At 69.6% G+C, this 12,646-nt stretch carries 10 protein-coding genes; 3 read left to right on the top strand and 7 right to left on the bottom strand.

The genetic code is table 11. The annotated features are described in order from the left end of the window. Window positions 1-8: 8 nt before the first annotated feature. From AB0I77_RS07695 to AB0I77_RS07665, 7 genes are all read right to left on the bottom strand, one after another. Window positions 9-1,034: a LacI family DNA-binding transcriptional regulator gene (locus AB0I77_RS07695; protein WP_363281476.1), complete on the bottom strand. Its 1,026-nt coding sequence runs from the start codon at window positions 1,032-1,034 to the stop codon at window positions 9-11. Between the two features lie 78 nt (window positions 1,035-1,112). Further along, window positions 1,113-2,537 carry a BNR repeat-containing protein gene (locus AB0I77_RS07690; RefSeq protein WP_363281475.1) on the bottom strand — a complete coding sequence of 475 codons (1,425 nt, stop codon included), beginning with the start codon at window positions 2,535-2,537 and terminating at the stop codon, window positions 1,113-1,115. Between the two features lie 39 nt (window positions 2,538-2,576). Continuing rightward, on the bottom strand, window positions 2,577-2,897 hold the full coding sequence (locus AB0I77_RS07685; protein ID WP_363281474.1) for an L-rhamnose mutarotase: 321 nt from the start codon (window positions 2,895-2,897) through the stop codon (window positions 2,577-2,579). 17 nt (window positions 2,898-2,914) lie between these two features. Beyond that, entirely contained in the window at window positions 2,915-4,000 is a 1,086-nt protein-coding gene (gene rhaS, locus AB0I77_RS07680) for a rhamnose ABC transporter substrate-binding protein (RefSeq protein WP_363281473.1), read from the bottom strand. A gap of 13 nt (window positions 4,001-4,013) precedes the next feature. Further along, window positions 4,014-5,021, bottom strand: coding sequence for an ABC transporter permease (locus AB0I77_RS07675; RefSeq protein ID WP_363281472.1), 1,008 nt, complete (start codon window positions 5,019-5,021; stop codon window positions 4,014-4,016). Then, complete coding sequence (locus AB0I77_RS07670) at window positions 5,014-6,069, bottom strand: ABC transporter permease (RefSeq protein WP_363281471.1); 1,056 nt, start codon at window positions 6,067-6,069, stop codon at window positions 5,014-5,016. Before AB0I77_RS07670 ends, AB0I77_RS07675 begins: the two co-directional genes overlap by 8 nt. After that, a complete protein-coding gene (locus tag AB0I77_RS07665; protein WP_363281470.1) occupies window positions 6,066-7,583 on the bottom strand; it encodes a sugar ABC transporter ATP-binding protein in 1,518 nt (505 codons plus the stop codon). The genes AB0I77_RS07670 and AB0I77_RS07665 overlap by 4 nt, the downstream gene beginning before the upstream one ends. Before the next feature lie 250 nt (window positions 7,584-7,833). Here AB0I77_RS07665 and rhaI point away from each other — a divergent pair, with 250 nt between their 5' ends. The 3 genes from rhaI to AB0I77_RS07650 all read left to right on the top strand — a co-directional run bounded on the left by rhaI (window position 7,834) and on the right by AB0I77_RS07650 (window position 12,633). Continuing rightward, a complete protein-coding gene (gene rhaI, locus AB0I77_RS07660; protein WP_363281469.1) occupies window positions 7,834-8,994 on the top strand; it encodes an L-rhamnose isomerase in 1,161 nt (386 codons plus the stop codon). 139 nt (window positions 8,995-9,133) lie between these two features. Beyond that, a complete protein-coding gene (locus tag AB0I77_RS07655) occupies window positions 9,134-11,173 on the top strand; it encodes a bifunctional aldolase/short-chain dehydrogenase (protein ID WP_363281468.1) in 2,040 nt (679 codons plus the stop codon). Then, window positions 11,170-12,633: a rhamnulokinase family protein gene (locus tag AB0I77_RS07650; RefSeq protein WP_363281467.1), complete on the top strand. Its 1,464-nt coding sequence runs from the start codon at window positions 11,170-11,172 to the stop codon at window positions 12,631-12,633. The genes AB0I77_RS07655 and AB0I77_RS07650 overlap by 4 nt, the downstream gene beginning before the upstream one ends. Window positions 12,634-12,646 lie beyond the last annotated feature (13 nt).

Here is a 12,646-nt window from a genome sequence, read left to right as displayed (position 1 = left end):
ACGGCGGCTCAGCGGGCCGACAGGCTGGAGCGTCGTACGACCAGTTCGGGCTGGAGCACGACCCGTCGGTGCTCGTGCCCGTGCGGCGCGGCCTCCGGCTCCGTCTCCTCCAGGAGGAGTTCCGCGGCCAGGGCGCCCATGGTGACGGCGGGCTGGCGGACCGAGGTGAGCGGGACGGCCGCGGCGGCCGCGAACTCGATGTCGTCGTAGCCGACGATCGCGAGGTCGTGGGGGACGCCGACGCCGGCCGCGTACATGGCCTGAAGGACACCGAGGGCGAGCAGGTCGTTGGCGCAGAACACGGCCGTCGGGCGGTCGGCCAGGCCGAGGAGGCGGGCGCCGGCGTCCCGGCCGGCGGCCACGTCGAGCCGCTCGGTCGGCAGCTCGCGCATCGCGTCGGGGCCGAGACCTGCCTCGGCGAGCGCGTTCAGGGCGCCCGTACGGCGGTCCCGGACCTGGTTGAGGCCGGGCGGGCCGCTGACGTACGCGAGGGAGCGGTGCCCGGCGTCCACGAGGTGGCGGACGGCGAGCGCGCCGCCCGCCACGTCGTCGACGGAGACCGAGCACTCGGTGGTGCCCTCGGCGACCCGGTCGACGAGGACGAACGGGATGCCGTGGCGCCGGAAGGAGTCGATGTTGCGGCCGGTCGCGTCGGCGGGGGTCAACAGCACGCCCCGGACCCGCTGTTCGGCGAAGAGCGACAGGTACTCGGCCTCCTCGCCCGGGTTCTGGGCGCTGTTGCAGACCATCACACCGAGTCCGGCCTCGCGCGCGGCCCGTTCGGCACCGCGCGCCACGTCGACGAAGAAGGGGTTGCCCATGTCGAGGACGAGCAGGCCCATGATCCGGCTGCGGCCCGCGCGCAACTGGCGCGCGGACTCGCTGCGGACGTAGCCGAGCCGGTCTATCGCGGACACCACCCGCGCCCGGGTCTCGGCCGCGACCGTGTCCGGACGGTTGATGACGTTCGAGACCGTGCCGACGGAGACTCCCGCGGCACGGGCGACGTCCTTGATACCCACCGACTGGACCATCAGGCAGAGACCTCCAGGAGGGCGGGGGATGGCCGGAAGGCCCTCACATTACCGTGACGCATCGCGTGTCCGGCCCGGTCAGGCGGGCAGTGCGAAGTCGACGACGTGGAGCGCCGAGGGTGTCGTGCCGCTCGACTTCTCCTGGTACATGAACGACAGGACGTTGTCCGCCTTGAGCCTCATCTCGTCGATCACGACCTCGCCGAAGGCGTTGAGGCCGCTGCCGTCGAACAGGAGCTTCCAGTCGGTGTACCCGGAGGCCGCGGAGGCCGCGGCGATCCGGCCGAAGGGGAAGATCGCGTACGCGTTGTTGTACTTGTCCAGGACGAGCTTGGTGCGCTGGGAGGAGTTCAGCGGGACCGGGATCTCGGTCTTCTGCCAGGTGCCGGAGGCGTTCTTGCGGACGTGGAAGGCGCGGCCGTTGGCGGTGCGGTCGGCGGCGTAGTTGGTGGTGCACTGGCCGAAGCGGCCGGGGACGTAGCTGATGATCGCGTGCGGCCGGCCCGCCGAGTCGGTGGCCTGGCTCTCCTGGTTCATCAGGGAGTGGTCGGGGTTGAGCGGGTCGATGACCAGGCCGCTGTCCGTGACGGCGACCTTGTCGGAGCCGCCGGTGGTGCCGACGACGGTGCCCGCGTTGTTCCGCCAGGTCCGTCCGCGGTCGTCGGAGTAGACGTAGCCGGTGTCGTGGTTGGTGATGCCGCCGCCGTTGCACATCACGGCGCCGTTCTGCTCGCGCCAGGTGAAGAAGGAGTGCAGCCGGCCGTTCGCGTCGTAGTCGATGCCGTGCAGGTACATGTTGCGGGCCGTGCTGGAGCCGTGCTCGCTGGTGTAGGTGCCGGTGGAGCTGGTCCACTCGCCGAGGTTGGTCCACTTCGTGCCGTCGTACTCGGCGAGGGCGTTGCGGCCGTTGCCGGACACGGCGACCCGGTAGCTCAGCTGGAGCTTGCCGTCGGGGGTGGAGACGAACTGGGGGTAGGTGAACTGCGAGGTGAGCGCCAGTCCGTCCAGTGTGGACTGGGGTGCGCCGAAGCGGCTCGCGGTCCAGCTCAGCCCGGACGGGTTGTCCATGAGCCCGGCCGCCGACTTGACGTAGGTGAAGCCGTCGCTGTGGGAGTCCATGTTGAGGTGCAGGCGGCCGTCGACCTTGGAGACGCCCATGGAGATGACGTTGTGGGAGTCGTTGTAGCGCAGTGTGTGGCCGACCTTGACGGTGGACCAGGTGCTGGAGCCGAGGACGCGGCGGCCGACGACGGCGTTGCGGTCGGCGGTGTACCAGACGGCGTACTGGTAGCCCTTGTAGGTCAGCAGGCCGTTCTTCTGGAAGGAGTTGTTGTTGACCAGGCCGTCGTAGGACACGAAGAAGATGGCCTGGCTGTCGAGGGTGGTGTTGCCGGTCCGGGTGACCGAGGGGCCGGGGTCGGCGGCTCGTGCGGTACCGGCGGCGAATACGGGGGTCATCACGGCTCCGGCGAGGGCGGCGCCCAGCAGAGTACGTCTGTTCATCTCGGGGGACTCCATTGTCGGGCGAGGTGAGAGCAGGGGTCAGGCGAGGTGGAACACTTCGGTGAGCGGTTTCATGGCCTCGTCGGGCCGGGCGCCGTCCAACGACTCGAAGAACGGCGCCATCTCCGCCTGCCAGCGGGCGTTGATGTCGGTGGCTTCCATGCCGGCCTGGGCGGCGGCGAAGTCCTCGGTCTCCAGGTAGCCGACGAGCAGGCCGTCGTCACGCAGGAAGAGCGAGTAGTTGTGCCAGCCGGTGGCCGTCAGAGCGTCGAGCATCTGAGGCCACACGGCGGCGTGCCGCTCGCGGTACTCGTCGAGACGGTCCGCCCGGACCTTCAGCAGGAAGCACACGCGCTGCATCAAAAACCCTCCGATGCCTAGAAGTTGAACTGGTCGACGTTCTTCGCGTCGAACACGGTCGGCTTGCCGAGGCTGATCACGCCGTCCTTGCCGATGGTGTACTCGCCCATGTCGCCGGCCTTGAAGGTCTCGCCCTCCTTGCCGGTGATCTGCCCGGAGACCAGGGCGACGGACGTGCGCGCGGCCAGCTCGCCGAGCTTCGCCGGGTCCCACAGCTCGAAGGCGTCGACGGTGCCGTTCTTGACGTACTTGCGCATGTCGTTCGGGGTGCCCAGGCCGGTCAGCTTGACCTTGCCCTTGTACTTGGAGCCCGACAGGTACTGCGCCGCCGCCTTGATGCCGACGGTGGTCGGGGAGATGATCCCCTTCAGGTTCGGGTACTCCTGGAGCAGGCCCTGGGTCTGCTGGAAGGACGCCTGGGCGTCGTCGTTGCCGTACGCGACCTTGACGAGCTTGATGTCCTTGTACTTCGGATCCTTGAGCTCGTCCTTCATGAAGTCGATCCAGGTGTTCTGGTTGGTCGACGTCTGTGCGGCGGACAGGATCGCGATCTGGCCCTTGTAGCCGATCTGTTCGGCGAGCAGCTGCACCTCGGTGCGGCCCAGGTCCTCGGCGCTGGCCTGCGAGACGAAGGCGTTGCGGCACTCGGGGTTGGTGTCCGAGTCGTAGGTGACGACCTTGATGTCGTTCTTCATGGCCTGCTTGAGCGCGGTGCACAGTGCGCCCGGGTCCTGCGCGGAGACGGCCATCGCGTCGACCTGCTGCTGGGTGAGCGTGTTGACGTAGGAGACCTGGCCGGCGGTGTCGGTGGCGCTGTTCGTGCCGACCTCCTTGTAGCTGGAGCCCAGCTCCTTCAGGGCCGTCTCGCCGCCCTTGTCGGCGATGGTGAAGTACGGGTTGTTGACCTGCTTGGGCAGGAAGCCGACGGTCAGGCCCTTCTTGAGGGCGGCGTTCGGGTCGGCCTTGCCGGCCGAGGCGGCGGAGCCGGTGCTCTCGCTCTTCACGTCCTCCTTGGTGGTGCCGCCGCAGGCGGTGGCGGCCAGGGCGAGGGAGGTGACGGCGGCGAAGGCCACACAGGTGCGGCGGAGGGTCGACTTGCGCATGACGAGGGTTCCTTTACGAGGGTGAGCTGAGGGAGGAGGTCGGAGTCGAGGCGGCTTTGCGGCCCGCCCTCGCGACGGAGATCTGCCGTGCGACCCGGGGGGCGAGCACGGAGACGACGAGCAGAACGCCGGTGACGACGATCTGCGACTGGGCGGAGACGTTCAGGAGGCTCATCACGTTCTGCAGCGCGCCGAGCAGGAAGACTCCCGCGATGGCGCCGCCGAGCGTGCCCTTGCCGCCGTCGAAGTCGATGCCGCCCAGCAACACGGCGGCCACGACGGACAGTTCGAGGCCGGTGGCGTTGTCGTAGCGGGCGCTGGCGTAGTGCAGCGCCCAGAAGATGCCGGTGAGTGAGGCCATCAGACCGGTCAGCGTGAACAGGATCAGCTTCTGCCGCTTGACCCGGATCCCGGCGAAGCGCGCCGCCTCCTCGTTGGCGCCGATCGCGAACAGCGACCGTCCGAACGGGGTGGCGTGCAGGGCGACCACGGCGATCGTGAGCAGCACCAGGAAGGGCAGGAAGGCCTGCGGGATGAAGGTGTCGCCGATGCGTCCGGCCGCGAAGTCGAGGTACTGGGTGGGGAAGTCGGTCACCGCGTCGGAGCCGAGCACGATCTGGGCGATGCCCCGGTAGGCGGCGAGGGTGCCGATGGTGACGGCGAGGGAGGGCAGTCCGAGCCGGGTCACCAGCAGGCCGTTGATCAGCCCGCAGACGACTCCGAGCAGCAGGCAGATCGGGATGATCGCCTCGATCGTCATGCCCTGGTTCCACAGGTACCCCATCACCGCGCCGGAAAGACCGGCCGTGGAGGCGACCGACAGGTCGATCTCGCCGGAGACCACGAGCAGGGTCATCGGCAGCGCGATCAGCGCGATGGGCAGGGTGTTGCCGATCAGGAACGACAGGTTGAGGGCGTTGCCGAAGCCGTCGACGGAGGAGAAGGACAGCAGCAGCAAGGCGATCAGGAGGGCGCCGACGGCTGTGTCCCAGCGGACCGCGCGCGTGAGGGACTCAGGCATGGCGGGCGTTCCTCTTCTTCAGGGCCGACTTCTTCAGGGCCGACGCCACCCGCAGCGCGACCACACGGTCCACGGAGATGGCGAGGATGAGCAGGATGCCGTTGATGGCGAGCACCCACACGGAGCTGACGCCGAGGGCGGGCAGCACGCTGTTGATGGAGGTGAGGAGCAGCGCGCCCAGAGCGGCCCCGTAGACGCTGCCGGAGCCGCCGGTGAACACCACTCCGCCGACCACGACCGCGCTGACGACGGTGAGTTCGTAGCCGTTGCCCGTACCGGAGTCGACGTTGCCGAAGCGGGCCAGGTACATCGCGCCCGCGAGTCCGGCGAGGGCTCCGCAGAAGGTGTACGCGGCGAGGATCCGCTTGCGCACGGGGATGCCGGCGAGGCGGGCGGCCTCGGGGTTGGAGCCGAGCGCGTACAGCTCGCGGCCGCTGCCGAAGTGCTTGAGGTAGTACGCGGTCGCCACCAGTACGGCGAGGGCGATCATCGCCAGCCACGGCACGGCGGAGATGCCGCCGGAGCCGAAGTCGACGAAGCCGCCGGGGAGATCGGCCGCCGTGATCTGGCGGGAGCCGACCCAGATGGAGTCGATGCCGCGGATGATGTAGAGGGTGCCGAGGGTGACGACCAGGGCGGGTACCTGGCCGAGGCTGACGAGGAGTCCGTTCAGCAGGCCGAAGCCGATGCCGAGCAGGATCGCCAGGACGACGGCCACGACCGGGTTGCCGCCGCCCTGGAGGTACGTACCGGCGGCGAAGGCGCTGATACCGAGGGTCGAGCCGACCGACAGGTCCACGTTGCGGGTGATGACGACGAGCGACTGACCGGTGGCGACCAGCACCAGGATGGTGGCGTTCAGCAGCAGGTCCTTGATGCCCTGCTCGGACAGGAACTCGCTGTTGCCCGCCTGGGTGACGGCGATCATCACCAGGAAGACGGCCAGGATGGCGAGTTCGCGCATCTTGAAGACGCGGTCGACCAGCCGGGTGCCGCTGGACTTGGGCACGTCCGCGACGGGGGTCTCGTTCGGGGTGAGCACCGTCATGCGGCGGCCCTCCCGGTGGCTGCGGCCATCACGGATTCCTCGGTGGCTTCGGAGCGCGGTATCTCGGCGGTGAGGCGTCCCTCGTGCATCACGAGCACGCGGTCGGCCATGCCGAGGATCTCGGGCAGGTCGGAGGAGATCATCAGTACGGCGACCCCGTCGGCGGCCAACTGGCTCAGCAGCCGGTGCACTTCGGCCTTGGTGCCGACGTCGATGCCGCGCGTCGGCTCGTCGACGATCAGCACCTTGGGGCCGGTGGCGAGCCACTTGGCCAGTACGACCTTCTGCTGGTTGCCGCCGGACAGCGTGTTGACGGTGTCGGCGATCCGGGCGTACTTGACCTGGAGCTTGACGGCCCAGTCGAGGGAGCGGCTGCGTTCGGCGCCGCGGTCGACCAGGCCGGCCTTCACCGTGGTCCGCAGACCGGTCAGGCCGATGTTGCGCTCGATGGACATGTCCATCACCAGGCCCTGGGCGCGCCGGTCCTCGGGGACGAGGGCGAGCCCGGCGGCCATGGCGGTGGAGGGGGCGCCGTTGGTCAGCTTTCTCCCCTGGATCTCGACTTCGCCCGCGTCCCAGCGGTCGATCCCGAAGACGGCCCGGGCCACTTCCGTGCGGCCGGCGCCGACGAGCCCGGCGAGACCGACGATCTCCCCGTGCCGCACGTCGAAGGACACGTCAGTGAAGACGCCCTCCCGGGTCAGGCGTCGCACGCTCAGTGCGACCTCGCCCGGCCGGACGTCCTGCTTCGGGTACAGCTCGTCGAGGTCGCGGCCGACCATCCGCCGTACGAGATCGTCCTCGGTCATGCCGTCCAGGGACTCGCTGGCGATCAGGGCGCCGTCGCGCAGGGTCGTCACCTGCTGGCAGATCCGGAAGATCTCCTCCAGGCGGTGCGAGATGAAGAGAACGGCGGCGCCCTGCTCGCGCAGGGTGCTGACGACGCCGAAGAGGCGGGCCACCTCGCTGCCGGTGAGGGCGGCCGTAGGTTCGTCCATGATCAGGACGCGGGCGTCGAAGGAGAGGGCCTTGGCGATCTCGACGATCTGCTGGTCGGCGATCGACAGGCCACGGGCGGGACGGTCGGGGTCGAGTTCGACGCCGAGCCGCCGCATCAGGGCGAGCGTGACCGCGTGGGTGGCCTTGTGGTCGATCCGGCCCAGGGCGCGCCGCGGCTGGCGGCCCATGAAGATGTTCTCGGCGATCGACAGGTCGGGGAAGAGCGTGGGCTCCTGGTAGATCACGGCGATACCGGCGTCGCGGGCGTCGCCCGGGCCGTGGAAGAGGACGGGCTCGCCGTCGAGCAGCACGTGGCCGGCGTCCGGTCGGTGCACCCCGGCGAGCGTCTTGATGAGGGTCGATTTGCCCGCGCCGTTCTCGCCGGCGAGTGCGTGTACCTCGCCGGGGAACAACTCCAGGGACACGTCCCTGAGTGCGCGCACCGCTCCGAAGGACTTGGAGACGTCCTTGAGCGACAACACCGGGGCCGGACCCGCTTTGGACGGGTGGGTCATGAGGGGCTCCTCGACAACGCCGGCGGAGGCCGTCACAGCGTCGTGAAAGGTTTCAACTTGGTTGCCGGGACGTTAGGCGCGCCAGCCATGTCACGTCAATGGGTCCGGATCGAAAAACTTTCGATAGCCAAAGGTCACACTCCGGACACGACCGACAGGGTTTGCCGGAACCCTTGACACCCCTACGGGGGACCCATACCTTCGCGCTTTGAATCGATTCATATCGCATGGCTGACAGAGGAGCCCCGAAGTGACCGAGATCGCCGCGGTGAAGACCGCTCTCAAGACCCAGGCAGTCGAGACGCCGTCATGGGCGTACGGGAACTCGGGCACACGCTTCAAGGTGTTCGCCCAGCAAGGCGTCCCACGGACGCCGCAGGAGAAGCTGGACGACGCGTCGAAGGTCCACGAGTTCACCGGCGTCGCGCCCACCGTCGCCCTGCACATCCCCTGGGACAGGGTCGAGGACTATGCCGCGCTGGCCAAGCACGCCGAGGACCGCGGTGTGCGGCTGGGCGCGATCAACTCCAACACCTTCCAGGACGACGACTACAAGCTCGGCAGCGTCTGTCACCCGGACGCGGCGGTGCGGCGCAAGGCGGTGGACCATCTGCTGGAGTGCGTCGACGTCATGGACGCGACCGGTTCCCGGGACCTGAAGCTGTGGTTCGCGGACGGCACGAACTATCCCGGGCAGGACGACCTCCGAGCGCGCCAGGACCGGCTGGCCCAGGCGCTGGCACAGGTGTACGAGCGGCTCGGGGACGGGCAGCGGATGCTGCTGGAGTACAAGTTCTTCGAGCCGGCCTTCTACGCGACGGATGTGCCGGACTGGGGGACGGCTTACGCGCACTGCCTGAAGCTGGGCGAGAAGGCGCAGGTCGTGGTGGACACCGGGCATCACGCGCCCGGCACCAACATCGAGTTCATCGTCGCGACGCTGTTGCGGGAGGGGAAGCTCGGCGCGTTCGACTTCAACTCGCGGTTCTACGCGGATGACGACCTGATGGTGGGGGCCGCCGATCCCTTCCAGCTGTTCCGGATCATGTACGAGGTGATCCGCGGGGGTGGGTTCACGCCTTCGGTCGCGTTCATGCTCGACCAGTGCCACAACATCGAGGCGAAGATTCCGGCGATCATCCGGTCGGTGATGAATGTGCAGGAGGCGACGGCGAAGGCGTTGCTGGTGGACGGGGAGGCTTTGGGTGCGGCCCAGCGGGCGGGGGATGTGCTGGAGGCGAACGCGGTGATCATGGATGCGTACAACACCGATGTGCGGCCGTTGCTGCGTGAGGTGCGGGAGGAGATGGGCTTGGACGGGGATCCTCTTGCCGCGTATGCCCGGTCCGGGTGGGCTCAGAAGATCGTTGCTGAACGGGTTGGTGGTCAGCAAGCGGGTTGGGGGGCGTGATCGTCTGCCTGGATCTGTTGTCTGGCGGCTGCGGGCCGTCTGTGGCTCGTCGCGCCCACGCGGCGGAGCCGCATATTGATACAGCCCCGCGCCCCTAGGTAAGTGCACTCGCCCTCTCTCTAACAAGGACTGGAAGTTCATGGCATCCCACCCCGAAGCTGCCGCTCTCCTCGCCCGATCCAACCGGCTCGGTGCTGATCCCCGTAACACCAACTACGCCGGCGGCAACACGTCCGCCAAGGGCACCGACACCGATCCCGTCACCGGTGGTGATGTCGAGCTGATGTGGGTCAAGGGGTCCGGGGGGGACCTCGGGACGCTGACCGAGGGTGGGCTGGCCGTGTTGCGGCTGGACCGGATGCGGGCGCTCGTCGACGTCTATCCGGGGGTGGAGCGCGAGGACGAGATGGTCGCCGCGTTCGACTACTGCCTGCACGGCAAGGGCGGGGCGGCTCCCTCGATCGACACGGCGATGCACGGGCTGGTCGAGGCCGCCCACGTGGATCACCTGCACCCCGACTCCGGGATCGCGCTCGCCTGTGCGGCCGACGGGGAGAAGCTGACGGCCGAGTGTTTCGGCGACAGCGTGGTGTGGGTGCCGTGGCGGCGGCCCGGGTTCCAGCTCGGTCTGGACATCGCGGCGGTCAAGGAGGCCAACCCGCGGGCGATCGGCTGTGTGCTCGGCGGGCACGGGATCACGGCCTGGGGTGACACGTCCGAGGAGTGCGAGCGCAACTCGCTGCACATCATCCGGACCGCGGAGGCCTTCCTCGCCGAGCGCGGGAAGTCCGAGCCCTTCGGTCCGGTGATCGAGGGGTACGAGACGCTGCCCGAGGCCGAGCGGCAGGAGCGGGCCGCGGCCCTGGCGCCGTACGTCCGTGCCGTCGCCTCGCAGGACCGGGCGCAGGTCGGTCACTTCACCGACTCCGACGTCGTCCTCGACTTCCTGGCACGCGCCGAGCACCCGCGGCTCGCCGCGCTCGGCACCTCCTGCCCGGACCACTTCCTGCGGACCAAGGTCCGCCCGCTGGTCCTCGACCTGGCGCCGGCGGCTCCCCTCGACGAGGCGATCGCCCGGCTGAAGGAGCTGCACGCGGAGTACCGGGAGGAGTACGCGGCCTACTACCAGCGGCACGCCCTGCCCGACTCCCCCGCGATGCGCGGCGCCGACCCGGCGATCGTGCTGATCCCGGGCGTCGGCATGTTCAGCTTCGGCAAGGACAAGCAGACCGCGCGGGTGGCCGGCGAGTTCTACGTCAACGCGATCAATGTGATGCGGGGCGCCGAGGCGGTCTCGACGTACGCGCCCATCGAGGAGTCGGAGAAGTTCCGCATCGAGTACTGGGCCCTCGAGGAGGCCAAGCTCCAGCGGATGCCGAAGCCCAAGCCGCTCGCGACGCGCGTCGCGCTCGTCACGGGCGCGGGCAGCGGGATCGGGAAGGCGATCGCGCAGCGGCTGGTCGCCGAGGGGGCGTGTGTGGTGATCGCGGACCTCGACGCCGAGAACGCCTCCCAGGTCGCCGAGGAGCTCGGCGGGCCCGACAAGGCCGTCGCCGTGACCGTGGACGTGACGTCCGAGGAGCAGATCGCCGACGCCTTCAAGTCGGCCGCGCTCGCCTTCGGCGGGGTCGACCTCGTGGTCAACAACGCCGGCATCTCCATCTCCAAGCCACTGCTGGAGACCTCGGCCAAGGACTGGGACCTCCAGCACGGCATCATGGCGCGCGGTTCCTTCCTCGTCTCACGCGAGGCGGCCCGGGTGATGATCGCCCAGGAGCTGGGCGGCGACATCGTCTACATCGCCTCGAAGAACGCCGTGTTCGCCGGTCCCAACAACATCGCCTACTCCGCGACCAAGGCCGACCAGGCCCACCAGGTGCGGCTGCTGGCCGCCGAGCTGGGCGAGCACGGCATCCGCGTCAACGGCGTCAACCCGGACGGGGTCGTGCGCGGCTCCGGGATCTTCGCGGGGGGCTGGGGCGCGAAGCGGGCGGCCGTGTACGGGGTGCCCGAGGAGAAGCTGGGCGAGTTCTACGCCCAGCGGACCATCCTCAAGCGGGAGGTCCTGCCGGAGCATGTCGCCAACGCCGTCTTCGCGCTGACCGGCGGGGAGCTGACGCACACCACGGGGCTGCACGTCCCGGTCGACGCCGGCGTCGCGGCCGCCTTCCTGCGATGAGCGGGGCTGTGAAGTCGTACGCCGCGGTCGACCTCGGCGCGTCCAGCGGGCGTGTCATGGTCGGCCGCGTCGGCCCCGACAGCCTGGAGCTCACCGAGGCACACCGTTTTCCCAACCGGCCCGTCCGGGTTCCGGAGGGCTTGCGCTGGGACATCCTCGGGCTCTACGGGGGTGTCCTGGACGGGCTGCGGGCGGCGGGAGCCCACTGCGGCGGCCGGCTCGACTCCGTCGGCATCGACAGCTGGGCCGTGGACTACGGCCTCCTCGACGCGGACGGGGCCCTGCTCGGCAACCCCGTGCACTACCGCGACGCGCGGACCGAGGGCATCGCGGAGAAGGTGTGGGCGAGCGTGCCCGCTCCCGAGCTGTACGCGGCGACCGGCTTGCAGTACGCGCCCTTCAACACGCTCTACCAGTTGGTCGCGGCTCGGGCGTCGGATCAACTGGCTTACGCGAAGCGGCTGTTGCTCATCCCCGACCTTCTCGCCTACTGGCTCACGGGTGAGCAGGGCACCGAGCTGACCAATGCGTCGACCACCCAGCTGATCGATCCCCGGACGCGTGCGTGGTCGTACGACATCGCCTCCGCACTCGGCATCGACCTGGGCCTGTTCGCTCCGCTGCGGCAGCCCGGTGATCCGGCGGGGGTGCTGCGGGCGGAGGTGCTGGAGGAGGCCGGGCTGAGCGGGCCGGTGCCGGTGACGGCGGTCGGCTCGCACGACACCGCGTCCGCGGTGGCGGCCGTCCCGGCCACGGACGAGCGGTTCGCCTACATCTGCACCGGCACCTGGTCCCTGGCCGGTCTGGAGCTGGACGCGCCGGTGCTGACGCAGGAGAGCCGCCTGGCCAACTTCACCAACGAGCTGGGGCTGGACGGCACGGTCCGCTATCTGCGCAACATCATGGGCCTGTGGCTGCTCCAGGAGTGCGTACGGGCCTGGGGCGAGCCGGATCTCGGCGCGCTGCTCCTCGACGCGGCCAGGGTGCCCGCGCTGCGGTCGGTCGTGGACGCGGGCGACGCGGCGTTCCTGGCGCCGGGCCGGATGCCGGAGCGGATCGCCGAGGCCTGCCGCGCCTCGGGACAGCAGGTGCCCGAGTCCCCCGCCGAGATCACGCGCTGCATCCTCGACTCCCTGGCTCTCGCCCACCGCAAGGCCGTCGAAGACGCGCAGCGGCTGGCCGACCATCCGGTCGACGTCGTGTACGTCGTCGGCGGCGGCACTCGCAACGCCCTGCTCTGCCAGCTGACCGCCGACGCCTGCGGGCTGCCGGTGGTGGCGGGCCCGACGGAGGCGGCGGCTCTCGGGAACGTCCTGGTGCAGGCCCGGGCCCACGGGCTCGTCGGCGACCTGGCGGGAATGCGCGGACTGCTCACCCGTACGCAGCCGCTGACGCACTATGAGCCGCAGGGCGACACGGCACGGTGGCGGGCCGCGCAAGCCCGGCTTACCGCCGGATGACGGGGACTCCCGG

The sequence above is a fragment of the Streptomyces sp. NPDC050619 genome (genome assembly GCF_040654815.1).
Taxonomy (GTDB): Bacteria; Actinomycetota; Actinomycetes; order Streptomycetales; family Streptomycetaceae; genus Streptomyces.
Note: the sequence above shows the minus strand (reverse complement) of the source record. Positions and strands in the feature narration are given on the sequence as shown.